The organism is Streptomyces yongxingensis, from assembly GCF_055597465.1.
This window is the reverse complement of the sequence record NZ_CM145717.1, coordinates 10236375-10263286: the sequence shown is the minus strand read 5'-3', so window position 1 is coordinate 10263286 and position 26912 is coordinate 10236375. Positions and strand designations below refer to the sequence as shown.

Genomic DNA, 26912 nt, shown 5'->3' with positions numbered 1-26912 from the left:
GTCAGCGTCCAGATATGCGATCGGCGAGACGGGCGATGGGCGATGTGGTGGTGCGGCCGGAGGACTCCGAACGGTCGGCGGCGCGGTACGCGGCGTACATGCCGTGCACCCCGATCCACCGGAACGGTTCGGGCTCCCAGCGCCGGGTGCGGTGGCCGACCCAGGGCAGCGCGGTCAGCTCGGTGGAGTGGCCGAGCAGCAGATCGCGCAGGGTGCGTCCGGCGAGGTTGGTGGCGGCCACGCCATGGCCGACGTATCCCCCGGCGAAGCCGACACCGGTGGCGGGGTCGTAGCCGATCGAGGCGCACCAGTCGCGGGGCACGGCCAGCACCCCCGACCAGGCGTGGTCGATGGCGGTCTCGGCGGTGTCCGGGAAGAGTCCGGTGAGGATCCGCCGCAGGGCGCGCACGGTGTCCGCGCTGGTCTGCCCCGCCCGGTCGGTGCGGGAGCCGAACTTGTAGGGCACTCCGCGGCCGCCGATGGCGATCCGGCCGTCCGCGGTGCGCTGTCCGTAGGTGTAGGCGTGGGTGGCGTCGCTGAGGAGTTCCTGCCCCTCCCAGCCGAGCCGCTTCCACAGCTCGTCGGGGAGCGGCTCGGTGACGATCATCGAGGAGTTCATCGGCAGCCAGGTGCGCCGCTCGCCCTCGATACCACTGGTGAAGCCCTCGGTGGCGCGGACGATCCGGCCCGCGCGGATGGTGCCGAACGGGGTGCTGACCCGGCCGGGGGCGATGGCGGTGACCGGGGTGGACTCCAGGATCCGCACGCCCCGCGCCTCCACCGCGCCGGCCAGGCCGCGCACCAGCTTGGCCGGGTGGACCCGGGCGCAGTGCGGATTGTGGTAGCCGGCCAGCGCCCCGTCCAGGCGCAGCCGCTCGGCGAGCCGGGGTGCGCTCAGCCACTCCAGGTCCTGTCCGCCCCAGTGCCGCAACTGGTCGTACGCGGCGCGCAGCCGGGGCAGTTGGGCGGCGCCGTGGGCGACGGTGAGATAGCCGCTCTTGACGATGTCGGCCTCGATGCCCTCGGTACGGGCCACCGAGATCACCTCGTCCACGGTGTGGATCATCTCCCGCTGGAGGGCGAGCACGGCCTCGCGCCCGCGCTTCCTCGCATAGGTCCCGGCCGATCCGGCGATCTTGCAGCTGAGCCAGCCGGCGTTCCGCCCCGAGGCGCCGAACCCGGCGAACTCCCGCTCCACGACGGTGATGTCGAGATCGGGGGCGGCCTGTTTGAGGTAGTACGCGGTCCACAGCCCGGTGAAGCCGCCGCCCACGACGCACACATCGGTGGCGAGGTCGCCGTCGAGCGGTGGACGCCGTTCGGGGAAGCCGGTCTGGCGGTACCAGAAGGACACATTTCCGTTCAGCACTGCGGAACTCAGCCAATCGTGGTCGAACGGCCGCTGGTCGGGCGGCCTGGGATGGCCCCGGTTTCGTCGCGGATGAGGAGAAGGCGGGTGGTGTGAGGTGGGGCGGGTCAGTAGCTGGGCGGGCTGATCACCCACAGCACCCGGGCGGCCGCCCCGGCCGTCTCCCTCAGCCGGTGCGGTACGGCCGAGGAGTAGCGGATGCTGTCCCCGGCGCCGAGGGTGAAGGAGCGCTCGCCGAGCTGGAGTCCGACCGTGCCCTCGAGGACATACAGGAACTCCTCCGAGTCGCCGTGGCTGTAGAGGGTCTCTCCCGTGGAGCCATGGGCGTCGAACTCCCCCAGGAACACCTCGAGATGGTGCTGTGGCCCCGGGGTCAGCCGGAACTTGCGCCCGCCGAGCACCCCGAGGGCGAGCCGGGGTGCCTCCTCGGCGCGCAGCACGCTCGGGCCGCTGGTGAAGTCGTCGCCGAACAGGTCGGCCACCTTCAGGCCAAGCGCGGCGGCGACCTGCTGGAGGGTGGCGATGCTGGGATTGGCCTGCCCGCGCTCTATCTGGCTGAGATAGCCCTCACTGATCCCGGCGGCCTCGGCGACGGTCCGCAGCGTCAGCCGGCGCGCCTTGCGCAGCGCGCGCAGCCGGTCGCCCACGGACTCGTCGCCGGTTCCCGCGGCTTGCTCCGTGGGGTGTTCGTTCTCCATGGCCGCACACGCTAAGAGCGCCGAGCGGGTGACCACAAGAGTCTGAACTGAAAACTCAGAAATCTTTACTGACTGGATCCGGCGCTGAGCCCGTCCAGGGTGAGGTCGAGGAGGCGGTCGGCCCGCTCCCGCTGTTCGGGCTTCCCCGAGGCGAGGGCGATGCCGGTGAGAGCGGCGAACATGTCGGTGGCACTGATGTCCGACCGGATCACACCGGCCGTGACGGCGGCGTCCATCAGCCGCGAGAGCGCGTCCTGGATCATCTCGTGGCTCTGGGCGTACGGATTGACGCCCGACGCGACCACGCCCCGCAGCGCGTCCGCCATGCCCAGCTTGGCGTTGGCGTAGTCCATGAAGCGGCCCAGCCACACCCGCAGGGCCTCGCGCGGGGGCAGGGCCGCCAGCAGCTCGGGGGCGGCGTCGCAGAGCCGGGCCAGCTCATTGCGGTAGGCGGCCTCGATCAGCAACTCGCGGGTCGGGAAGTTCCGGTAGAGGGTGCCGGTGCCCACGCCCGCCTCCTTGGCGATGCGCTCCAGGTGGGCGTCCAGCCCTTCCTCGGCGAACACCCGCACCGCGGCGGAGAGGATCTTCTCCCGGTTGCGCTGTGCGTCGGCCCGCAGCGGGCGCCCTGGATCCCTGGCCATCGACGGCTCCCCTCATTCCCCGGTTGCTAAGTGGAGGCGCACCCACTTAGTGTGGGGTGAAGTGGCGGCGCCTCCACTTCTCACTGTAGGCCATCGCCGCCCCTCCCTTTCCCCTGCCCTCTCGCAACGTTTCCCTGGAAGGAACCCCCATGACATCGGGTATCGAAGGCAAGGTCGTCGCCATTACGGGCGCGAGCAGCGGTATCGGCGAGGCGACCGCGCTGCTGCTGGCCGAGCGCGGCGCCAAGGTCGTCCTCGCGGCGCGGCGGTCGGACCGCATCGAGGCACTGGCGGCCCGGATCGCCGGGGCGGGCGGCGAGGCCGTCGCCGTCGTCACGGATGTGACGCGGCGCGCGGATCTGTCCCGTCTGGTCGCGACGGCACGCGAGCGGTACGGCACGCTCGATGCGCTGGTCAGCAACGCTGGTATCAGCCCGATCTCCGCCCTCGACGATCTGCGCGTCGAGGACTGGGAGGCGATGGTCGACGTCAACATCAAGGGGGTGCTGTACGGCATCGCCGAGGCCCTGCCCGTCTTCCGGGAGCAGGGCTCCGGGCATTTCGTGCACACCCTCTCTACCGCCGGGCTGACCATCGTCCCGACGATGTCGGTCTACGCCGGCACCAAGAACGCCGTGCGCGCCATCTCCGAAGGGCTGCGCCAGGAGGCCGGCGAGACGCTGCGGGTGACCACCGTCTCGCCGGGGTTCACCCGGACGGAGCTCGCGGGTTCCATCACCGACCCGGACGCGAGGAGCGCGATCGAGGACGGCATGGACAAGATCGCGATGCCGCCGGAGGCCATCGCCCGCGCGATCGCGTTCGCCATCGAGCAGCCGGCCGGTGTCGACGTCGGCGAGATCGTGGTCCGCCCCACCGCGCAGAGCTGAGCTCCGCGCCCGGGGATCAACCGGCGGGTGTGCGGCCGGTGTCCAGGAGCGCGGCATGGACGGCCGCGGTGAGCACCACCGCCGCGAGTGTCCAGGAGATCCAGTCCCCCGGGTCCGGCAGCCACTGCCGTCCGAGCGCGACCGGATAGATGGCCACCGCGTATCCGGCGGGTACGGTACGCGGCACGATCCCCTTTCGGGCGGCGCCGAGGAATAACAGCGGCGCCAGCAGCCCGGCCGAAAACACCACGCCCACCACCCACAGCACCCGGTGCCGCCGACTGCCGTACAGAGCGGGCCGCGCGAATGTTCCGGTGGAATATTCGTTCACGATCACCTTTCGTTCGGTGCGGAGTGCAGACGATTGAGTGCGTGACGTACGCTCACGGCACCGATACCGTCCAGATCACGAAGCTGGCGCGCGGAGAAACCGGATAGTAGTTCGAGATTATCGATACCGGCCCTGAGTAATGCATTGGCCAAACGATGTCCGATTCTGTCGTGTCCGAGGGCATCGAAGAGTTCGCCTCCCTCACAGGAACCGCAGCGCCGTCCCGGCGCGCTCGGCGCCATTTCCCGGGCGCCGCACCCACCGCAGATATCGATCACCCGGCCATCCCATCGCGCCCTCGACCATCTCATTTGGACGATGACTTCGCGGAGCGCGCCGACGCTGTCGGCCGCTGAGGAGGAATGAGTGGCGCCACAGATGTCACATCGAATGGTGATCGAATGGCTCATGTGAGCATGATGGCAGAGAGCCTTCCCACGAGCCTTCCCCGTCATCGCTTTGCGGCCGCTCGGCCGCCCATGGGGACATGCGTTTCTCACAGCCGCTTGATGACAAATGCGACTGTTATACCGCCCGGAGTGGTGAAAGCGTGAGCTAACAGTGGACAGCGAAGAGTCCGGGGGGAGTCCGCGCGAGCCGTTGTCAGCGGCTTGAATCCCATCCGCACGACGGGGAACGCACCAGCGACAATCCGGTATCCGGCCGAGTGCTGTCACCGCGAGCCCCACCGGGCTCACTTGACCGACAACGGGAACGGCTGGGTGATGACAGACAACGCGACGGACAAGGGTGCGGCCGATACCAGGGGGCGGCGTCACCGGAGATGGCGCGTATCCGCGGCGCTGGGTCTGACGGCGGTGCTGGCGGGCGGCGGGATCGCCGCCCTCCGGACGGCCGGATCGCCCGCGTCCGATGCCTCGGAGCCCGCGGCCGTCGTCGCCTCACACTCCGGCCGGCTGACATCCGAGGAATCGCGCGAGGCGTCCCGCATCGCCATCGACGCCGCCACCCGGCCCGGGGCCGCGAAGGACCGTCGGAAGGCGGAGAAAGACACCGGTGGCGGGGAGCGGAACGCCGCGGGCGGCTCCGGCGCCGAGCCGCTGGACACCCGCCGTGCGCCCCGGGCCAAGTCGGCGTCCTCCGCCACCGACAGCCGGGCCGAGGTCCAGCTCTACGACTACGCCTCGGACACCCTCATCACCAGGGTGGTCGATCTGCGCTCCAAGAAGGTCCTCGACTCCGCCCGCCGGCACGGCGTCCAGCCGCCTCCCACCCTGGCCGAGGCCCGCGAGGCGGTGAAGGTCGTCCTCGCCGACCGCCGGCTCGGCCCGGGACTGCGCGAGTCCTACGCCTCGCAGACCGGGAAGCGGCTGACCTCGCCCACCCAACTGCGCCTCCAGAGCATGTCGTTCCTCGGCTCCCGGGCCGAGGGGGTGGACGGGGCCCGGAAGGTGTCCCGGTGCGGTGAGCACCGGTGTGTGCAGCTGTTCGTGCGCATTCCGGGTGGCAAGTGGATCGACACCAGCCGGATCGTCATCGATCTGTCGGCCAGGCGCGCCGCCGTCATCGGCCTGTGAGGGGAGCCTTGTCCGTGTCCAGTCTGTTTCGGCGTGCCCGTGTGTCCCGGCGTGCGTTTCGGCACAGCCATGTGCTGATCGCCGTGGTGGGATTGCTGGCCCTGTGGGTGCCGGGCCCGGCCTCCGCCGCGCCCGCGGGGGCCGCGGCGGCCCCGTCCTGCCCCGCCGCGGATCGCATCGACACGACCCTCAAGAACGGTGCCCGGTGGCAGATGTGCTGGGACATCGACCGCGACACCGGTGCGGTCCTGAGCGATGTGACCTACACCCCGCACCGCGGCGCCCCCACCCGGGTCCTCAAGAGCGCCTCGCTGGCCGAGGTGCACGTGCCCTACGACAGCGGTCAGCCGCGCTTCTACGATGTCTCGGCGATCGGCTTCGGCGATCTGGAGCAGGGCACGCTCACCCGGCTCAGCGCCAAGGACTGCCCCGACGGGCGGCTGCGCGACTTCCGTGACACCCCGGTGCTCTGCGTCGAGGAGCAGCCCCGGCCGTTCGCCTACAAGAGCGCCGTGGAGAAGGGCGTGCTGCACGGCACCGATCTGGTCGTCTTCTCGGTCTCCGAGATCGGCTGGTACGACTACATCACCGAGTGGCGCTTCTCGGACGACGGCTCCATCACCCCCCGGTCGGGCGCCACCGGAAGCCTCTCGCCGTTCCAGTTCTCCGACGCGAGCAGCGGCTGGCCGACCGGGGTGGGCTCCACCCGGTTCAGCGAGAACCACTCGCACAACATCTTCTGGCGGCTGGACTTCGACGTCGACGGACAGTCGAAGAACACCGTGGAGCAGTACGACTACCTGGGCAGCGGTACGGCCACGCGCACCACCAAGCGCACGGTCCTCTCCCGTGAGACCGCGGCGGACCTCGCGCCCACCCGCTTCTGGCGGGTGGTGAACCCCGCCGCCGAGAACTCCGACGGCCACGCCAAGTCCTGGGAGATCGACAACCACCACAGCGATCAGTACCGGGGGCCGCGCGAGACCGAGGAGTTCACCCACCACGACATGTACTTCACGCAGTACCGGGAGTGCGAGCGGCTGGCCTACGGCAACACCGCCCCGGACTGCGCCACCTCGGTCGACAAGTACACCGGCGGCGAGAAGCTCACCGACCCGGTCGCCTGGGTCAGTGTCGACTTCCACCATGTGCCCAGGGACGAGGACCAGGACCCCATGCCCACCCACTGGCAGGGCTTCACGATCGTGCCCCGGGACGTCACGGCCACGAGCCAGCTGCCATGACCCGGCCCCCGTCGCCCGTCCCGTCCCCCGGCAAGGAGTGCACCGTGTTACGTCCGACCCCGCCCCCGTCCGTCGAGGAACGGTCGAAGATACGCCGCGTCCTCGAGGACCGGCTGACCGCCCTGGCCCGCGCCCATCAGGTGCCCGGAGCCCAACTCGCCGTGCACGGCGGCGGAATGACCCTCGCCGTGGAGACCGGCGTCCTGGACGCGGACACCGGCGAGCCGTGCACCGCCGACGCGGCGGTGCCCATCGGCTCCATCACCAAGGCGTACACCGCGACCGTGGTGATGCTCCTGGCGGCGGACGGCGATGTGGAGCTGGACGACCGGCTCGGCGACCATGTGCCGGAGCTGCGCCGGGCCGGTCCGCCGTGCACGGTGCGCCAGGTGCTCAGCCACACCGCGGGGCTTCCGTCCGGACCCGACTCCGACCAGGTGGCCTCGGTGACCGCCGCCCGCTATCTGCTGGACCACTGCACCGACCGCACCCTGGTGATGCCCCCGGGGACGGACTTCTCCTACTCCAACGCGGGCTATGTGGCCGCGGGCCGGCTGATCGAGACGGTCACCGGGATGAGCTGGCAGGAGGCCGTGCGGTCCGTTCTGCTCGATCCGCTGGGCACCGTGCCGTCCTTCATCGGCACGGCCGGCGCCCCGCACCGGCCCACGGCGCGCGGCCACTCGGCCAACAAGGCCACGGGCCGAACGCGGCCGGTGCGGCAAAACCTCGCCCCCGCCGAGGCCGCGGCAGGCGCTCTGCGGGCCAGTGCCCTCGATCTGGTGGCGCTGGGCCGGGCCCATCTCGGCGACGGGGCCGCGGAGTTGCTGCCCCGCGAGCTCGCGGAGGAGATGCGCCGCCCGGTGCCCGGCGCCGACCCCGGTGTGCTGGCCGACGGCTGGGGCCTGGGCTGGGGGCTCTTCCGGCACGGCGACACCCTGTGGTTCGGGCACGACGGCAACGCCCAGGGCACCTCCTGCTTCCTGCGGGCCGATCCCGCCACCGGGGCGGTGGTCGGCTTCACCGCCAACGCGGGCACCGGCACCGAGCTGTGGAACGAACTGACCGATGTCCTCGGCGAGATCACCGGCGTCCGGGTGCCCGCCGCACCCACCCCACGGCGCCTGGCCACCCCCATGGCCGCGACCTCGCAGTGCACCGGGATCTACCTCAACGGCGACATCGAGTACCAGGTGACCATCAGCGACGGCGGCGGCCTCGCCCTGTCCGTGGACGGCGACCTCCCCGCGCCGCTGGTCTGCCACGAGGACCTCACCTGCGATCTGGTGGACCCCTCCTCCGGGCGCCGGCTCCCCGGCGGGCGCTTCGTCCGCGATCCGCGGACCGGTGCCGTGGACCGGATCCAGCTCTCGGGCCGGATGGCCCGTAAGAGCGCCCTGGTCTGAGGTCCCCACCGCCCCGCACACGGCCGTTCTCCCCACATCTCCCCCGGCCGGGCGCGGGCGCCCCGGCTCGGCGCCGGCCGGCCCGAGCCGCCCCCCCCATCCGCCCGTTCAACCGCTCTGAAGGGCCACACCCCACCATGACGGACCACTACGAGACCTCATCGGTGTCCGCACCCCAACCCGTCCCGGACCCGCCTCCGGAGGCGTGGAACGCCACGGACCGCGCCGTCTCCCGCGCACCGCTCGGCGAGCTCTTCGCCGTCTGGGCGGAGCGCACTCCCAAGGCGCCGGCCCTGGTGGCGGACGGGCGCGAGTGGTCCTTCGGGGAGGTCGAGCGCTGGGCGAACCGGCTGGCCCACCACCTCATCGGGCAGGGCGTGGGACCGGAGCGCGTGGTGGCGCTGGTGCTGCCCCGCTCGGCGGAACTGGTGGTGGCCGAGCTGGCGGTGGCGAAGGCCGGCGGCGCGTACCTCCCGATCGACCCCGCGCATCCCGAGGAGCGCCGGGCCATGATGCTGGCCGACGCCCGGCCGGTGGCCGTGCTGGACGACCCGGCGCGGATCCGGGAGGTGGGGGCCGGGGCGGGCCCGGATCACGCACCCGGCCGCGGGGAGCTGCTCGGCCCGCTGCGCCCCGAGCATCCCGCGTATGTCATCTACACCTCCGGCTCCACGGGCGTGCCCAAGGGCGTGCTGGTGCCGCACGCCGGTCTGGGGAACTTCTCGGCCGCGACGGCGGCGCACTACCGGGTCCGGCCGGGCGACCGGGTGCTGCAGTTCTCCTCGCCGAGCTTCGACGCCTCCGTCCTGGAGCTGTGCTCCTCCCTGCTGGCCGGGGCGGCCCTGGTGGTCCCCCCGGAGGGGCCCCTGCTGGGCGCCGAGCTGGCCTCGGTCCTGCGGGAGCGGCGGGTGACCCATGCCCTGATCCCTCCGGCGGCGCTCGCCACCGTGCCCCCGGAGGAGCTCCACGACGGGCTGCCCGACTTCCGCACCCTGATCGTGGGCGCGGAGGCGTGCCCCGCCGATCTGGTGGACCTGTGGGCGCCCGGGCGGCGGATGGTGAACTCCTACGGCCCGACGGAGGCCACCGTCGTTGCCTCCTGGACCGACGCCCTGGCGGCGGGCTCCGGCGCCCCGCCGATCGGCCGTCCGCTGCCGGGCACCCGGGTGTTCGTGGTGGACGAGGCCGCGCGGCAGGTGCCGGTGGGCGTCACGGGAGAGCTGTGCATCAGCGGCGCGGGCCTGGCCCGCGGCTATCTCGGCCGGCCGGGGCTGACCGCCGAGCGGTTCACCGCCTGCCCCTTCGGCCCGCCCGGCTCGCGGATGTACCGCACCGGTGACCTGGTCCGCTGGAACGCCGACGGTGAACTGGAATTCCTCGGCCGGGCCGACCACCAGGTGAAGATCCGCGGCTTCCGCATCGAACTGGGCGAGGTGGAGGCCGCGGTGGCCCGCCACCCCCGGGTGGGATCCGCCGTGGTCACCGTGCGGGAGGACGAGCCCGGGAGGAAGCGGCTGGTCGCCTACGTGGTGCCGCCGAGCGGCGGGACCCCGCCGAAGGCCGCGGAGGTGCGCGCCGCGGTGGCCCGGGTGCTGCCGGCGCATATGGTGCCGTCCGCCTACGTCGTACTGGACGCGTTCCCCCTCACCCCGCACCGCAAGATCGACCGGCAGGCGCTGCCCGCCCCGCGCTCCGCGCCGGACGGCGACGCGCGCCACACCGCCCCGCGCACCCCCGCCGAGGAGGCCCTGGCCCGCATCTGGTCCGAGGTGCTCCCGGTGGACACCGTGGGCGTGGAGGACGACTTCCTGGGCCTGGGCGGCGACTCCATCCTCGGAGTGCGGCTGCTGACCCGGATCCGGGCCGAACTGGGCGTGGAGCTCTCGCTGCGCGATCTGCTCGACGCCAGGACGGTGGCGCGGCTGGCCGGCAAGCTGCCCGCCGAGGCGGCCGACACGCCCGAGGCGCCGATCCCGCCCGCGCCGCGCGACCGTCCGCTGCCGCTGTCCTCCGCCCAGCGGCGGCTGTGGTTCCTGGACGATCTGACCTCCGGCGGAACCGAGTACAACACCGGGGCCGGGCTGCGGCTCGACGGCCCGCTGGACGCGGCCGCGCTGGGCCGGGCGCTGGACCGGCTCGCCGCCCGCCACGACGCCCTGCGCACCACCTTCGCCACCGTGGACGGGCACGGGGTGCAGCAGGTGGCCGCGCACGGGACCGTAACCCTCGATCGGCTCGACCTCGGCGGGCATCCGGCGCGGCGGCGCGCCGAGGCGCTCGACGCCACGCTGACCGCCGAGCTGAACCGCCCCTACGACCTGAGACGGGGCCCGCTGACCAGGGCGCTGCTGATCCGGCTCGCCGACGAGGAGCACATCCTGCTGCTGGCGCAGCACCACATCGTCACCGACGGCTGGTCGGTCGGGCTGCTGGTGCGCGAACTGGCCGCGCTCTACGCCGCCGAGGTGTCCGGCACCGAGGCCGCGCTCCCCGAACCGGCGTTGCAGTACCCGGACTTCGCGCTGTGGGAGCGGAGCCGTCCCGCCACCGCCGGTGAGGACGCCGATCTGGAGTACTGGCGGGGCCGGCTGGCCGGGATGCGGACGCTGGAGCTGCCCACCGACCGCCCGCGCCCGCCGGTGCGCACCACGGCGGGCGCGGTGCACCGCCGTGAGCTGCCCGCCGAGCTGGTGGCGGGGCTGGCCCGGCTCGGCAGGGAGCGGGACACCACGCAGTTCACGCTGCTCGCGGCCGCCGTCGCGGTGCTGTTCTCCCGCTACTCGGGCCAGCGGGACATCGCCTTCGGCACCGTCACCGCCGGACGCCACCGCAAGGAGCTGGAGTCGGTCGCCGGGTTCTTCGTCAACACCCTGGTGCTGCGCGCCGACGTGGACGGGGACAGCACGGTCGAGCGGTTCCTGGACGCGATGCGCGAGACGGTGCTGGACGCCTTCAGCCATGACCGGCTGCCGTTCGAGCGGGTCGTCGAGGAGCTGGCGCCGCGCCGCGACCCCAGCCGCAATCCGCTGGTGCAGGCGCTGGTCGTCCAGCAGAGCGCCATGGTGCCCGGTCAGGAGGCGGGGGGTGTGCGGATCACCGAGCACTCCCTGCCGCGCCCGGCCGCGCGGTTCGATCTGGTACTGGAGTTCCTGCCCCGCGACGACGGCTCGCTGGGGCTGACCGTGGAGTTCAACTCCGATCTGTTCGACGCGGCCACGATCGAGCGGATGGCCGGGCATCTGCACCGGCTGCTGACCGCCATGGTGGCCGACCCGGGCGCCACCCTGATCTGCTTGCGGATGCTGGCCGACGCCGAGTGGCATGCGATGCTCGACGCCTGGAACGGGCCGGAGCGGCCCGCGGTCGAGGCCACCCTGCCCGATCTCTTCGCCGCCCAGGTGGCGCAGTGGCCCACGGCCACCGCCGTGACCTGCGGGGACACCAGCCTCTCCTACGACGAGGTGAACCGGCGCGCCAACCGGCTGGCGCGGCTGCTCATCGCCGGAGGCGCCGGTCCCGAGCGGCTGGTGGCCCTCGCCCTGCCCCGCTCGGCCGAGCTCGTCGTCGTCCTGCTGGCGGTGCTCAAGGCGGGCGCCGGATATCTGCCGGTGGACCCCGAATACCCCGCCGAGCGCATCGCGTTCATGCTGGACGACGCCGCGCCCGGGGCCGTCCTCACCACCACCGGGGCGGCCGGCTGCCTGCCCCCGGACGCCGCACCGCTGGTGCTGGACGACCCGGGGATACGCGCCCGGCTGGACGGGCTCGCGGACGGCGACATCACCGACGCCGAGCGGCGCCGGCCGCTGGTCCCGGCCCATCCCGCCTACGTCATCTACACCTCCGGATCCACCGGCCGGCCCAAGGGCGTGGTGGTCACCCACCGCAGTGTGGCGGGGCTCGCGGCCTGGGCCGCGGCGGAGCTGGGACGGGAGCGGCTGACCGACGTGGTCGCCTCGACCTCGCTCAACTTCGATGTGTCGGTCTTCGAGATCCTCTGCCCGCTGCTGGCCGGCGGCAGCGTCGAGGTGGTGCGGGATCTGCTCGCCCTCACCGATCCCGAGGGGCGGCCGCGGGCGACGGGGCTGCTCAGCGGGGTGCCCTCGGTGTTCTCCCGGCTGCTGGGCGAGGGTCGCCCGGCGGACCGGGCCCGCACCGTCGTGCTGGCGGGCGAGGCGCTGCCCGCCCAGACCGTACGCGACATCCGGGAGGCCATGCCGTCCTGCCGGATCGCCAATCTGTACGGGCCGACCGAGGCCACGGTGTACGCCACCGGCTGGTTCTGCGACGGCCAGGCGCCACCGCAGGCCCCGCCGATCGGCCGCCCGGTCGCGGGCACCCGCGCGTACGTCCTGGATCCGACGCTGCGGCTGGTGCCGCCCGGGGTGACCGGGGAGCTGTACCTGGGCGGGCAGGGCCTGGCCCGGGGCTATCTGCGGCGGCCCGGGCTGACCGCCCACCGCTTCCTCGCGGACCCCTTCGGGCCGCCCGGCAGCCGGATGTACCGCACCGGTGACCTGGTCCGCTGGAACGGCGAGGGCCTGCTGGAGTACGTCGGCAGGGCCGATGACCAGGTGAAGATCCGCGGCTTCCGCATCGAGCTGGGCGAGGTGGAGACGGCGCTGCTGCGCCACCCCGACATCGCCGAGGCGGCGGCCGTCGCCCGGGAGACGGACGGCCACCAGCGGCTGATCGCCTATGTGGTGGCCGCCGCGGGCGCGGAGCCCGACCCGGCGGGGCTGCGGCGGTTCCTGCGGCGCTCGCTGCCCGACTACATGGTGCCCGCCTCGGTCGTCGTCCTGGCGCGGATGCCGCTCAACCCCAACGGCAAGCTGGACCGCGGCCGGCTCCCCGAGCCGGACTGGGCCGAGGCCGCGGCACCGGGCTATGTGGCGCCCCGGACCGCCACCGAGCGGACCCTGGCGACGGTCTGGGCCCGGATCCTGCGGGTGGAGCGCGTGGGGATGGAGGACAACTTCTTCTCCCTCGGCGGCGATTCGATCCTCAGCATCCAACTGGTCTCCCAGGCACGGCAGGCCGGGCTCGCCGTCACCTCGCGCGATGTCTACCGCCATCAGACGATCGCCGCGCTGGCCCTGCACCTGGACACCACCACGGCCCCGGCCGACCCCACCTCCGAGGGGGACGAGACGGCCACCGGGGAGCTGCCGCTGACCCCCATTCAGCACTGGCTGTTCACCGCCGACCCCGAGCGGGCCGGCCACTTCAACCAGACCATCTCCCTGGTGCTGCCCGAGGACGTGGACGAGGAAGCGCTGCGGCACGCCCTGGACGCGCTGGTGGACCACCATGACGCCCTGCGCTCCCGCTTCCACCGCCGGGACGGCGGCTGGTACCAGCGGATCGAGGACGCGGCGGCCGTCCGCGTACCGCTCGAGACCACCGGCGCCGGGCATCTGGGCCGCTTCGACCTGGCCGAGGGGCCGCTGATGCGGGCGGTGCTCGACCGGGACGCCGGGCCGCGCCCGGTCCTCCACCTCACCGTCCATCACGCGGTGGTGGACGGGGTGTCCTGGCGCGTCGTCCTGGAGGATCTCGACAGCGCCTACCGGCGGGCGGCCCGGGACGAGGGCGCCGGGCTTCCCGCGAAGTCCTCCCCGCTGCGCCGCTGGGCGCTGCGGCTCAACACGCACGCCGGGGAAGGCGGGTTCGCCGACGAGGAGGCGTACTGGACCGGTCTGACCGGGGCCTGCGACCCCTCGCTGCCGACGGACCTGAACGGGGAGGATGGAGCGAACGGGGCGGACGAGGTGAACACCTACGCCTCGGCCCGGTCGGTCACCGTCCGGCTCGGCCCGGAGGAGACCGCCGCACTCCTCCACACGCTCCCCGAGGTCTACCGCACACAGGTCAATGACGTGCTGCTGAGCGCGCTGACCCGGGTGCTGCGCCGCTGGACCGGACGCGCCCGGGTGCCGGTGGACGTGGAGGGCCACGGTCGCGAGGAGCTCTTCGCGGACCTGGACCTGTCCCGTACGGTCGGCTGGTTCACCACCCGCTTCCCGGTGGCGCTCGACCTTCCGGACGGCGGCTGGGGCGAGGTCCTCAAGTCCGTCAAGGAGCAGATGCGGGCCGTACCGCGGCGTGGTCTGGGGTACGGGGTGCGGCGCCATCTGCTCGATGGCGCCGGCCTCCCCGACGGTCCCACGGCCGGGATCAGCTTCAACTACCTCGGCCGGTTCGAGGCGCCGGGCGGCGGCGACGGGCTCTTCCGCGGTCTGCACCGGGAGCTGGCCCTGGACGCCGACCCCACCTCGCCGCGCCCGCATCCGCTGGAGGTGGTGGGCCGGGTCTGGGGGGACGACCTGGAGTTCACCTGGTTCTACTCCACGCGTCTGCACCGGGAGGAGACGGTCGCCCGGCTCGCCGGGGAGTTCCGCGAGGCGCTGTGCGAGATCGCCCGGCACGGCAGCGCGCCCGGCGCGGGTGGCCGCACCCCGTCCGACTTCCCGCTCGCCGCCCTCGACCAGGCCGCCGTGGACCGGCTGGCCGGGAACGGCGGCACGGTGGAGGACATCTACCCGCTCACCCCCACCCAGGCGGGCATGCTCTTCCACGCGCTGGCGCAGGGCGACCGGCGGGCCTACTTCCAGCAGCTCACCTTCGTCCTCGACGGGGTGCCGGAGCCGGCGGCGCTGGCCGCGGCCTGGCAGCGGGTCGCCGACCGCACCCAGGTGTTACGCGCCCGCGCGGTGTGGGAGGGGGTACCCGAGCCGGTCCAGGTGGTGGAGCGCGGGGTCCGGATCCCGGTGACCCTGCTCGACTGGCGTCATCTGTCCGGCCCGGACGAGCGCCGGGAGGAGCTGCGGAGGTTCCTCGCCGAGGACCGGGAGCGCGGGCTCGACCTGGCCGCCGCCCCGCTGACCCGGCTGGCGCTGGCCCGGCTGTCGGAGACCGAGGTCCAGGTGGTGTGGACGTTCCACCATCTGATCCTGGACGGCTGGAGCCTGTTCCAGGTGCTCTCCGACGTCTTCCACTGCCACGCACGGGCGCGCGACGGGGCGTCCGGCGCGGCCATGGCGGCCGGGCTGCCCGGCCGCCGCCCGTTCGGCGACTACGTGGCCTGGCTGCGGGAGCGCGACGGGGCGCCGGCCGAGGAGCACTGGCGGGCCCGGCTGGGCGATCTCACCGAGCCCACCCCGCTGCCGTACGACCGGGAGCCCACCGAGACCCATCACGCCGAGTCCACCGAGGACCTCCGCGTGACCCTGCCCGCCGCCACCACCCAGCGGCTCCAGGCCCTGGCCCGTGACGAGGGGCTCACCCTGAACACCGTGGTCCAGGGCGCCTGGGCGCTGCTGCTGGCCCGCCAGTCCGGCCGCGAGGACGTGGTCTTCGGGACCACGGTGTCCGGTCGGCCGCCGGAGCTGCCGGGCGTGGAGACGATGAACGGGCTGTTCATCACCACCGTGCCGACCCGCCTGACGGTGCCGTCCGGCTCCACCCTGCTGTCCTGGCTCAGCGCGGTGCAGTCCGGGCAGACCGAGGACCGGCGGTTCGACTTCGTGCCGCTCACCCGGCTGCGGTCCTGGACCGGGCTGCCCGAGCGGGTGAACCTCTTCGACTCCATCGTGGTCTTCGAGAACTATCCGATCGGCGGCGACCTCGCCGCCGCGCACGGCCTCGCCCTCCGCGAGCTGAACGGCGTCGAGACCACCAACTACCCGCTGTCCCTGGTGGTCTACCCCGGCGAGGAACTGGCGCTGCGGCTCGGCTACGACCCGGCGCTGTTCGACGAGGCCACCGCCCGGCGGATGGCGGAGTACCTGACGGTGCTGCTGACGGCCATGGCCGACACCCCGGACCGGGCGCCCGCACACCTTCCGATGCTCACCGCCGCCCGCCGCCACCAGGTGCTCCGGGAGTGGAACGACACCGCGGTCCCGCTTCCCGAGTCCACGGTGGCCGGGCTGTTCGCCGAGCGGGTGCGGTGTGCGCCGGACGCGACGGCCCTGGACGGCGAGGCGGGCCCGGTGAGCTACCGGGAGCTGGACACCCGCGCCGACCGGCTGGCCCACCGGCTCATCGGCCACGGCGTCGGCCCGGAGCGACCGGTGGCCGTCCTGATGGACCGATCGGTGGAGCTGGTGGTGGCGCTGCTGGCGGTCGTCAAGGCGGGCGGGGTGTACGTACCGCTGGACACCCGCGCCCCCGGGGACCGGCTGCGGAGCGTGCTGGCGGAGGCGGGCGCGGAGGTGCTGCTGACCGACCGCGCCTGGGAGCGCACGGCGGCGGACATCTCGGACACCGCGCGGACCCTGCTCGTGGCGCCCGGGCCCGGCGACGGCCACGACGGCCCGTGGGAGCCGCCGAACGTGGCGCTCTCCCCGGACAACGCCCTGTATCTGATGTTCACTTCGGGCTCCACCGGGCGGCCCAAGGGCGTGGCGGTGCGCCACCGCGATGTGACCGCCCTCGTCGCGGACCGCGCCTTCGCGGACCACGACCGGGTGCTGGTGCACTCGCCCCAGGCGTTCGACGCCTCGACCTACGAGCTGTGGGTGCCGCTGCTGCGCGGCGGCCGGGCCGTGCTGGCGCCCGCCGGGGACGTGGACGCGGACACCGTGCGCCGGGCGATCGCCGAGCACGGGGTGAACTGCCTGTGGCTGACCGCCGGGCTGTTCCGGCTGCTGGCGCAGGAGGCGCCGGAGTGTCTGCGCGGCGCCCGGGAGGTGTGGACCGGCGGTGAGGCGGTGCCCCCGGGCGCGGTGCGCCGGGTGCTCGCGGCCTGCCCGGATCTGACGGTGATGGACGGCTACGGGCCCACCGAGACCACGACCTTCGCCACTCGGCGCCCCTTCCGCGCCGGGGAGGAGCTGCCGCGCTCGCTGCCCATCGGACGGCCGCTGGACAACACCCGGACATACGTCCTCGACGGCGCCCTCCAGCCGCAACCGCCCGGCGTTCCGGGGGAGTTGTACATCGCGGGCGCCGGGGTGGCCCGTGGCTACCACGGCCGCCCCGGTGCCACCGCGGAGCGGTACCTCGCCGACCCGTTCGGGCCGTCCGGCTCCCGGATGTACCGCACCGGAGACATCGTGGCCTGGACCGACGACGGTGAACTGCGCTTCGTGGGCCGCGCCGACGACCAGTTGAAGGTCCGGGGCTTCCGCATCGAGCCGGGCGAGATCGAGGCCGCGCTGAGCCGCCACGGGGCCGTGGCGGAGGCGGTCGTCACCCTCTCCCGCGTGGGCGACCGCACGCTGCTGACCGGCTACGCGGTGCCGGCCGACGGGGCCGAGGTGCCGGACGCCGGGGAGCTGCGGTCCTTCCTGGGCGGCCTGCTGCCCGACTACATGGTGCCCTCGGCGTTCGTCGCCCTCGACGCGCTGCCGCTCACCCGCAACGGCAAGGTGGACCGCCGCCGGCTGCCCGCGCCCGACCCGGCGGCGGCCGGGACGGCCGGGTACGTGGCGCCCCGTACCGACACCGAGCGGGCCCTCGCGGAGATCTGGGGCACCCTGCTGGGCCGGGAGCGGATCGGCGCGGAGGACAACTTCTTCCATCTGGGCGGGGATTCGATCCTCAGCATCCAGGTGGCCTCCCGCGCCCGGCAGGCGGGGCTGGCCTTCACCCCCCGCGAGCTCTTCCGGCACCCGACCATCGCCGCGCTCGCCGGCGTCACCACGCCCACCGCCACGCCCGCCGCCGACACCGGACCGGTGACCGGTGAGGTGCCGCTCACCCCGATCCAGCACTGGTTCTTCGGGATGCGGACCGCCCGGCCCGGCCACTTCAACCAGTCCGTGGTCGTGGAGCTCCAGCGGGAACCGGACCTCCGCGCGCTGCGCGCGGCGCTCGACGCGCTGCTGGTCCACCATGACGCGCTGCGCATGCGGTTCGAGCCCGTCGCCGACGGAGGTCCGCGGCAGTACTGCCCGCAGCCGGACCTGACGGCCCCGGCACCCCTGCGGGAGCACGACCTGTCGGGGCTCGACGCGGACCAGTGCCGGGCCGCCGAGGACGCGGCGATGGCGGAGGCGCAGGCCGGGTTCGACCTGGCGCGGGGCCCGCTGCTGGCCGCGCGGCTGTTCCACCGCGGCGACGGGCAGCGGCCGACGCTCTTCCTGACCGCCCACCACCTCGTGGTGGACGGCGTCTCCTGGCGGGTGCTGCTGGAGGATCTGAACACCGCGTACCAGCGGCTGCTCGCGAGCGGGCGGGCCGACCTCGGCCCGCGCACCACCTCCGTACGGGACTGGTCCCGCAAGCTGACCGAGCACACCGCCGCCGGTGGTTTCGACGCCGAACTCCCCCACTGGCGGGCGGTGACCGCGGAGTGCGCCGCGGGGCTGCCCGTGGACGGCGAGGGGGACAACACGGTGGCGTCCATGGCCTCGGTCACCGTCCGGCTGGACCGGGAGCGCACCGAGGCGCTGCTGCGGCAGGTCCCCGAGGTCTACCGCACCCGCGTGGACGACGTACTGCTCGCGGCGCTGGGCCGGGTGCTCGGCGACTGGACCGGGCGGCGCCGGATCGCCGTGGACCTGGAGGGCCACGGCCGGGAGGAGCATCTGCTGGACGGGGTGGACCTGTCCCGCACCGTCGGCTGGTTCACCAGCCTCTATCCGGTCGCCCTGGACGTCCCGGGCGGTGGCTGGGGCGAGACGCTCAAGTCCGTCAAGGAGCAGCTGCGGGCGGTGCCCGCACATGGCATCGGCTACGGCGCGCTGCGCCACCTCTCCCCCGACTCCGGACTCCGGGGCGCTGCCGAGCCCGGCATCAGTTTCAACTACCTCGGGCAGTTCGACTGGTCGGCGGCGGATGACGACACCGGTCTCGTCCGCACCGTACGGGACGGTCTTGGCGGTGACGCCGCGCCCGACACGGTCCGGGCGCATCTGCTGGACGTCGTGGGCCGGGTGGAGCGCCGGTGCCTGGAGATCACCTGGTACTACGGCTCGGGGACGCACGCCGAGGAGACGGTGGCCGGGCTGGCGCGGGGGATGCTCCGCGCGCTGGAGGAGATCATCGGCCACTGCGCCGACCCCGCGGCGGGCGGCCGCACCCCGTCGGACTTCCCGCTGGCCCGGCTCGACCAGGCCGCGGTGGACCGGATCGCCGCCGACGGCCGGGCGGTGGAGGACATCTATCCGCTGACCCCGACCCAGGCCGGGATGCTGTTCCACGGGCTGATGGATCCGGCGTCGGACGCGTATGTCAACCAGGTCCAGCTGACGCTGACCGGGGTGGGCGAGCCACAAGCGCTGGCCACCGCGTGGCGGCGGACGGTGGACGCCAATCCGATCCTGCGCACCCATCTGGTGTGGGCGGACACCCCGGAGCCGCTCCAGGTCGTGACGCACCGGGCGGCGCTCCGGATCGTCCACCACGACTGGACGCGGCGGCCCGAGGAGTGGCGCGAGGCCGAGCTGCTCCGGATGCTCGACGAGGACCGGGCCGAGGGGATCGACCTGGCCACGGCGCCGCTGATGCGGCTGGCGCTGATCCGGCTGTCCGCCGACGAGGTCCGGATCGTCTGGACCTTCCACCATGTGCTGCTCGACGGCTGGAGCGCGGCCCAGGTCTTCGACGAGGTCTGCGAGCGGTACGCGGCGCTGACGGCGGGACGGGCGCCCGTGGTGCCCGCCCGCCGGCCGTTCCGTGAGTACCTGGGCTGGCTCGGCGAGCAGGACACGGCGGAGGCCGAGCGGTACTGGCGTACGGCGCTGGCGGGGTTCACCTCGCCCACCGAACTGCCACGGGACCGGCCCGCGTCGGAGGCGCACCGCAGCGCCTCCTCGGGCTCGCACCGGGTCACGCTGGGCGCCGAGGAGTCCGCCCGGCTCCGTACGACCGCGCAGCGGGGCGGGCTGACCATGAACACGGTGGTGCAGGGCGCCTGGGCGCTGCTGCTGTCCCGGTACAGCGGGGCCGGTGACCTGTGCTTCGGCACCACCGTCTCGGGGCGGCCGGCGGCGCTGCCGGGTGTCGAGTCCATGGTCGGGGTGTTCATCAACACCATCCCCACCCGGGTCCGGGTGACCGGGGGGAGCAGGCTGCTGGACTGGCTGCGGGAGCTGCAGTCGGCGCAGTCGGAGTCCCGGCTCTTCGAGTTCGTGTCCCTGGCGCAGCTCGGGAGCTGGAGCGAGGTGCCCGGCGGGGTGAGCCTCTTCGACTCGATCGTGGTCTTCGAGAACTACCCGTTCGACAGCGAGGCCATCGCGGCCCACGGCCTGGGCATCCGGCAGGAGCGGGATGTGGAGCCCACCAACTACGCGCTCAGCGTGGTGGTGGCGCCCGAGGAGCGGCTGTCGATCTGCCTGGACTACGACCCCGGCGCGTTCGATGCCACGACGATCGAGCGGCTGGGCGGATGTCTGCGGAATCTGCTGGTGGAGATGGCGACCGATCCGGAGCGACGGCTGGACGAACTGCCGCTGATCGGCGAGGCCGAGACGCGCGGCATCCTCGACCGCTTCAGCGGCCCGGTCTCCGCCGCGCCGGACGCGGTGCTGCCCGCGCTCTTCGAGGCGCGGGCGGCCCGTACCCCGGACGCGGTGGCCGTGCTGGGCGACGGCGGACCGCTGACCTACCGGGAGCTGAACGAGCGCGCCAACCGGCTGGCCCGGCTGCTGATCGCCTCGGGCGCCGGGCCGGAACACTTCGTGGCCCTGGCGCTGCCGCGCACACCGGAGCTGGTGGTGGCCGTGCTGGCGGTGCTCAAGAGCGGGGCGGCCTATCTCCCGGTCGACCCGGCGTATCCGGCGGAGCGGATCGCCTTCATGCTCGGCGACATCGCCCCGGACACGGTGGTGACCACCGGGGAGGTGGCGGACCGGATCCCCGCCGGGGCGAGCGGCGGCCGGATCCTGCTGGACGACGCGGAGTTCCGGGGGCGGCTGGCGCGACTGCCCGCCCAGGACGTCGGCGACGCCGAGCGGCGCGGCCCGCTGCTCCCCGGCCATCCGGCGTACGCCATCCACACCTCGGGGTCGACCGGTACGCCCAAGGGCGTGGTGGTCACCCATGAGAGCGTGGCCGCGCTGGCCGCGTGGGCGCGGGAGGAGTTCGGCGCCCAGGGGCTCTCCCATGTGGTGGCCTCGACCTCCCTCAACTTCGATGTGTCGGTCTTCGAAATCCTCTGCCCGCTGCTGGCCGGTGGCGCCATCGAGATCGTCCGCGATCTGCTCACCCTGGCCGAGCGGACGGAAGGCTGGACGGCGAGCCTGATCAGCGCCGTGCCGTCGGCGCTCGGGCAGGTGCTCGGCAAGGGGTCGGTCTCGGTGACGGCGGGCACCGTGGTGCTGGCGGGCGAGGGGCTCGCCGCCCGCACCGTCAAGGAGGTCCGGGCGGCCATCCCCGGCTGCCGGGTGGCCAACATCTACGGGCCCACCGAGGCGACCGTCTACGCCACCGCCTGGACCTGCGACCCCGCCGATCCGGACCGCACCCCGCCCATCGGCGCCCCGGTGGCCGCCACCCGGGCCTACGCGCTGGACGCGCGGATGCGGCCGGTGCCGGTCGGGGTGCCGGGAGAGCTCTATCTGGCCGGGCCGGGCCTGGCCCGGGGGTACTTCGGCCGGCCGGGGCTGACCGCGCAGCGGTTCACGGCCGATCCGTTCGGCCCGGCGGGCGGCCGGATGTACCGCACCGGCGACCTGGTCCGCTGGGACGAGCGGGGGCAGCTGGAGTACCTGGGCAGAACCGACGATCAGGTCAAGGTGCGCGGGTTCCGTATCGAGCTGGGCGAGGTCGAGGCGGCGCTGGCGCGCCATCCCGGTGTCGCCGAGGCGGCCGCGGCCGTCGTCGACACCGGCGGTCACAAGCGGCTGGCCGGCTATGTGGTGCGGGCCCCGGGCTCCCCGCCGGTGGACACCGCCGCGATCCGCGCCTTCCTCGCCACGAGCCTGCCGGACCATATGGTCCCCTCGGCCGTGGTCGTCCTGGACCGGCTGCCGCTGGGGTCCAGCGGCAAGCTGGACCGGCGTGCGCTGCCCGCGCCCGTCTGGGCGGCCCGCGCCACCGGTCATGTGGAGCCGCGCACGGAGACCGAGAAGGCCCTCGCCGCCATCTGGGCGGAGGTGCTGGGGGTCGAGCGGATCGGCGTGGAGGACAACTACTTCGCCCTCGGCGGCGATTCCATCCTCAGCATCCAGATCGTCTCCGCCGCCCGGCGGGCCGGTATCGAGCTGACCCCGCGCCATCTCTTCGTCCACCAGACCGTGGCGGACCTGGCGGCGGCCGCGCGGGAAGCCCCGGCCACGACGGCCGGGAGCGAGCGGGGTCCGGTGGTCGGCGAGGTGCCGCTGACCCCGATCCAGCACTGGCTCTTCGACCAACTCGGCGCCACGGCCGGGCACTTCACCCAGTCGGTCTCGGCCGAGCTGACCGCGCCGGTGGACGAGAGCGCGCTGCGCTCCGCCCTGTCCACGGTGCTGACCCACCATGACGCCCTGCGGCTGCGCTTCGAGCGGACCGAGGAGGGCGTCGTGCGCCAGCACAACGCCCCGCCGGGCGCGGAGCCGGCTTGGGACGTCCACGACCTGTCCGCCGTGGCGCCGGAGCGGCGGGACGCGGTGATGCGGGAGACGGCGCGGCGGATCCGGTCCGGGTTCGACCTGGCCCGGGGGCCGCTGCTGCGCGCCGTGCTCTTCACCCGGGGCGAGGGGATACGGCCCGTCCTGCTGCTGACGGCCCACCATCTGGTGGTGGACGCCGTCTCCTGGCGCATCGTGCTGGAGGACCTGGACACCGCCTACCGGCAGATCGTCGCGGGCCGGACGCCGGAGCCGGGCCCCAAGACCACGTCGTTCCGCACCTGGGCGCTGCGCCTGACCGAGCACACCGCCGCCGGGGGCTTCGACGCCGAGCGCGACCACTGGGCGGCCTCCCACGGCGGCACCGACCTCCCCACGGACGGCGAGGGCCCGGGCACCGCCGCCTCGGAGGAGGAGGTGACCGTCCGGCTCGACGCCGAGGAGACCCGGCTGCTGCTGCAGGAGGTGCCGGGCGCGTACCGGACCCGGGTCAACGACGTGCTGCTGTGCGCCCTGGGACGGGTGCTGGCCCGCTGGACCGGCCGGGACACGGTGGCGGTGGCCCTGGAGGGGCACGGCCGGGAGGAGATCTTCGACGGGGTCGATCTGTCCCGTACGGTCGGCTGGTTCACCAGCATGTTCCCCGTCGCGCTGGAGGCCCCCGCCGATTGGGGGCTGGAGCGGACGCTGAAGGCCGTCAAGGAGCGGCTGCGGGCGGTCCCCGGGAACGGCCTCGGCCACGGCGCGCTGCGCCATCTGTCCGGCACGGCCGCCTCCGGGCTCCCCGCCGCCCCGAAGATCAGCTTCAACTACCTGGGCCAGCAGGACTGGGAGCCCCCGGCGGGTGGTCTGCTGCACGCCCTGGCCGGTGGGCTGGAGGGCGATATGAGCCCGGAGGCGCCCCGGCCGCATCTGCTCGATGTGATCGGTCGGGTGGCGGACCGGCGGCTCGAGCTGAGCTGGTCCTACTCCCGGTCGCTGCACCAACGCGCCACGGTGCGCCGGCTCGCCGAGGAGATGGCCGAGGAGCTGCGGGCGATCGTCCGGCTGTGCACCCGCCCGGACGCGGGCGGGCGGACGCCGTCGGACTTCCCGCTGGCCGGGCTCGATCAGGAGACCGTCGACCGGCTGGCGGGCGACGGCCGGGACGTGGCCGATATCCACCCGCTCACCCCGACCCAGTCCGGGCTGGTCTTCCATGCCCTCGCCCAGCGGGACCAAGGGCTCTATGTGGAGCAGGCGACCTTCGTCCTGGACGGGGTCCGCGACTCCGGAGTACTGGCCGCCGCCTGGCAGCATGTCGTGGACCGGACCCCGGTGCTGCGGGGCCAGGTGGTGCTGCACGATGTGCCCGAGCCGCTGATGATCGTACGCCGCACCGCGGCCGTACCGGTCGAGGAGCTCGACTGGAGCGGCCTCGCGGAGGACGAACGCACGGCCGAGCTGGAGCGGCTGCTGGACCGGGACCGCGCCCGCGGGATCGATCTCACCGCGGCCCCGCTGCTCCGCGTCACCCTGGCCCGGCTCTCCCCGGGTGAGGTGCGGGTGCTGTGGACCTTCCACCATGCGCTGCTGGACGGATGGAGCGTCTTCCAGGTGCTCGGCGATGTCTTCGCCGCCCATGCCGCCCTGGCCGCCGGTGAGCAGCCGAGGCTGCCTGCCCGCAGGCCGTTCGCCGACTATGTGGCCTGGCTCGCCCGTCAGGACCGCACGCATGCCGAGGCACACTGGCGGCAGGCCCTGGAGGGCTTCACCTCTCCCACTCCCCTCCCCTATGACCGCAGACCGACACCGGAGATCGCCACCCGGTCCTCGCGCTGGCTGTCGCACCGGCTCGGTGAGCGGGACACCGCCGCCCTCCAGGACTTCGCACGGCGGCACCGGCTCACGCTGAATACGATCGTGCAGGGTGCTTGGGCCTTACTCGTATCTCGCTTGAGCGGTGAGTCGGACGTCTGCTTCGGGACGACGGTCTCCGGGCGGCCCGCGGAGCTGCCCGGCGCGGACGACATCACCGGCATCTTCATCAACACCCTCCCGGTGCGGTGCGCGGTGGAAGGCACCGCCGGTACCGCCGCCTGGCTGCGCGAGCTCCAGGCCGAGCAGGCGGACGCGCGCGGCTTCGGCCATGTGCCGCAGGCCCAGCTCCGGGGCTGGAGCGAACTGCCCGCCGGGGTGGACCTCTTCGAGAGTCTGGTGGTGTTCGAGAACTACCCCATCAACAGCTCCGCCGCGGCCGAGCACGGGCTGCGGGTGCGCGATCTGAACGCCCTGGAGTCCACCAACTACGCGCTGACCGTGGTGGTCTCGCCCGGATCCGAACTGTCCGTGGAACTCGGCTACGACCCGCGGCTGTTCGAGGAGTCCACCGCCGGGGCACTGGCCGACCGGCTCACCCATCTCCTCGGCGCGCTGGCCGCAGCCCCCGACGAGCTGCCGCTGGACCGGATCGACATCCTCCCGGCCGCCGAGCGCCGCCGGCTCCTGGTGGACTGGAACGACACCGCCCGGCAGGTGCCCCGGGCGACCTGGGCGGAGCTCGTCGAGGCGGCGGCGGACCGTCGGCCCGACGCGACGGCGGTGGACTCCCCCGGCCTCCGGCTGACCTACGCGGAGCTGGACGGCTGGGCCAACCGCCTCGCCCACCGCCTCATCGGGCAGGGCGTGGGCCCCGGCCGGATCGTCGCGCTGGTGCTGCCCCGCTCGGTGGAGTCCGTCGTGGCCCGGCTCGCGGTGGCCAAGGCCGGGGGCGCCTATCTGCCCATCGACCCCGGCTACCCGGCCGAGCGCATCGAGCTGATGCTCAAGGACTCCGCCCCCCATCTGGTGATCGAGCGGACCGCCGAGGTCCAGGCCCCGGACGGCCCGGCGCACCGCCCCACGGACGAGGACCGGCTCACCACCGTCCACCCGGACGACCCCGCCTATGTGATCTATACCTCCGGGTCCACCGGAACACCCAAGGGAGTGGTGGTCACCCACCGCGGGATCGCCGGGTTCGCCGCCGCCGAGGCCGAGCACCTCCAGGTGCGGCCGGGCGACCGGGTGCTGCGGTTCTCCTCGCCCGGTTTCGACGCCTCCGTGCTGGAGCTGTGCATGGCGCTGCCGTCCGGGGCCACGCTGGTGGTGCCCGAGCCCGGCCCGCTGCTGGGCGACCACCTCGCGGACGTCCTGCGGCGGCAGCGGATCACCCACACCCTCATCCCGCCCGCCGCCCTCGCGACACTTCCCGCGGGCACCGAGCGGGAGCTGCCCGAGCTGCGGACGCTGATCGTGGGAGGGGACGCCTGCGGCGCGGAGCTCGCGGCCCGCTGGGCACCGCACCACCGCATGATCAACGCGTACGGGCCGACCGAGACCACCGTGGTGGCCACCTGGTCCGAGCCGCTCGCTCCCGAGGGCACCCCGCCGCCGATCGGGCGGCCCCTCCCCAACACCCGGATCCATCTGCTCGACGCGCGGCTGCGCCCGGTGCCGGTGGGGGTGGTCGGCGAGCTGTGGGTCAGCGGTCCGTCGCTCGCCCGCGGCTACCTGGGCCGCGCCGGGCTGACCGCCGCCCGCTTCGTCGCCGACCCGTTCGGGCCGCCCGGCTCCCGGATGTACCGCACCGGCGACCTCGCCCGCTACGACGCGGAAGGCCGCCTGCACCATCTGGGGCGCGGCGACCACCAGCTCAAGCTGCACGGCCATCGCATCGAGGCCGGTGAGGTGGAGACCGCGCTGTGCGGCCACCCCGCCGTCGCGGAGGCCGTGGTGACGGTGCGGGAGGACGAGCCCGGGGTGCGCCGGCTGGTGGCCCATCTGGTCCTCGCGCCCGGGGCCGGTGCCCCGGCCGACACCGAGCTGCGCACCCATCTGGGCCGGACGCTTCCGGGCCCGATGGTCCCGTCGGCGTTCGCCGTGCTGGACCGGTTGCCGCTCACGAAGAACGGCAAGACCGACCGCGCGGCGCTGCCCGCGCCCGGCCCCGCCACCACCATCGCCGCACCGGCCGCCCACATCGCCCCGCGCACCCCCACCGAGGAGGTCATCGCGGAGATCTGGTCGGAGGTGCTGGAGGTGTCGCCGGTCGGCGCGGAGGACGAGTTCTTCGCCCTGGGCGGTGACTCGGTCCGCAGTCTGCTGATCGCCTCCCGCGCCAAGGAGGCGTTCGCCGTCGATCTGACCCCGCGGGACATTCTGACCGCGCGCACCGTCTCCGCCCTCGCCGACCTGGTCGAGGAGCACATCCTGCGCGAACTCGAAGACGCCGCTTCCGGCGGCAGCGACCACGACGACCGGTGAGGAAGGA

General features: G+C 73.7%; 10 protein-coding genes. 5 read left to right on the top strand and 5 right to left on the bottom strand.

Translation table 11 applies throughout. The annotated features are described in order from the left end of the window. Nucleotide 1: 1 nt before the first annotated feature. The 3 genes from ACZ6TD_RS43315 to ACZ6TD_RS43305 all read right to left on the bottom strand — a co-directional run bounded on the left by ACZ6TD_RS43315 (nucleotide 2) and on the right by ACZ6TD_RS43305 (nucleotide 2711). On the bottom strand, nucleotides 2–1366 hold the full coding sequence (locus ACZ6TD_RS43315; RefSeq protein ID WP_471358575.1) for an NAD(P)/FAD-dependent oxidoreductase: 1365 nt from the start codon (nucleotides 1364–1366) through the stop codon (nucleotides 2–4). Nucleotides 1367–1476: 110 nt separating this feature from the next. Further along, a complete protein-coding gene (locus ACZ6TD_RS43310; RefSeq protein WP_471347077.1) occupies nucleotides 1477–2067 on the bottom strand; it encodes a helix-turn-helix domain-containing protein in 591 nt (196 codons plus the stop codon). A 65-nt stretch (nucleotides 2068–2132) separates the two neighbouring features. Beyond that, a complete protein-coding gene (locus ACZ6TD_RS43305) occupies nucleotides 2133–2711 on the bottom strand; it encodes a TetR/AcrR family transcriptional regulator (RefSeq protein WP_471347075.1) in 579 nt (192 codons plus the stop codon). A 149-nt stretch (nucleotides 2712–2860) separates the two neighbouring features. On the opposite strand from ACZ6TD_RS43305, the gene ACZ6TD_RS43300 reads away from it, so the two are divergent. Then, nucleotides 2861–3601 (top strand): SDR family oxidoreductase, encoded by a 741-nt coding sequence (locus ACZ6TD_RS43300; RefSeq protein WP_471347073.1) that lies wholly within the window; start codon nucleotides 2861–2863, stop codon nucleotides 3599–3601. A 16-nt stretch (nucleotides 3602–3617) separates the two neighbouring features. Here ACZ6TD_RS43300 and ACZ6TD_RS43295 read toward each other — a convergent pair whose 3' ends face one another. Together ACZ6TD_RS43295 and ACZ6TD_RS43290 are read right to left on the bottom strand one after the other, a co-directional pair. Next, nucleotides 3618–3932 (bottom strand): hypothetical protein, encoded by a 315-nt coding sequence (locus ACZ6TD_RS43295; RefSeq protein WP_471347071.1) that lies wholly within the window; start codon nucleotides 3930–3932, stop codon nucleotides 3618–3620. 2 nt (nucleotides 3933–3934) lie between these two features. After that, nucleotides 3935–4342, bottom strand: coding sequence for a hypothetical protein (locus tag ACZ6TD_RS43290; RefSeq protein ID WP_471347069.1), 408 nt, complete (start codon nucleotides 4340–4342; stop codon nucleotides 3935–3937). Between the two features lie 315 nt (nucleotides 4343–4657). Here ACZ6TD_RS43290 and ACZ6TD_RS43285 point away from each other — a divergent pair, with 315 nt between their 5' ends. The 4 genes from ACZ6TD_RS43285 to ACZ6TD_RS43270 all read left to right on the top strand — a co-directional run bounded on the left by ACZ6TD_RS43285 (nucleotide 4658) and on the right by ACZ6TD_RS43270 (nucleotide 26905). Further along, on the top strand, nucleotides 4658–5470 hold the full coding sequence (locus ACZ6TD_RS43285) for a hypothetical protein (protein WP_471347067.1): 813 nt from the start codon (nucleotides 4658–4660) through the stop codon (nucleotides 5468–5470). 14 nt (nucleotides 5471–5484) lie between these two features. Further along, nucleotides 5485–6714, top strand: a complete 1230-nt coding sequence (locus ACZ6TD_RS43280) for a copper amine oxidase (RefSeq protein WP_471347065.1) — start codon at nucleotides 5485–5487, stop codon at nucleotides 6712–6714. A gap of 44 nt (nucleotides 6715–6758) precedes the next feature. Beyond that, nucleotides 6759–8120, top strand: coding sequence for a serine hydrolase domain-containing protein (locus tag ACZ6TD_RS43275; RefSeq protein WP_471347063.1), 1362 nt, complete (start codon nucleotides 6759–6761; stop codon nucleotides 8118–8120). Between the two features lie 137 nt (nucleotides 8121–8257). Beyond that, entirely contained in the window at nucleotides 8258–26905 is an 18648-nt protein-coding gene (locus ACZ6TD_RS43270) for a non-ribosomal peptide synthetase (protein WP_471347061.1), read from the top strand. The last annotated feature ends 7 nt before the right edge of the window (nucleotides 26906–26912 follow it).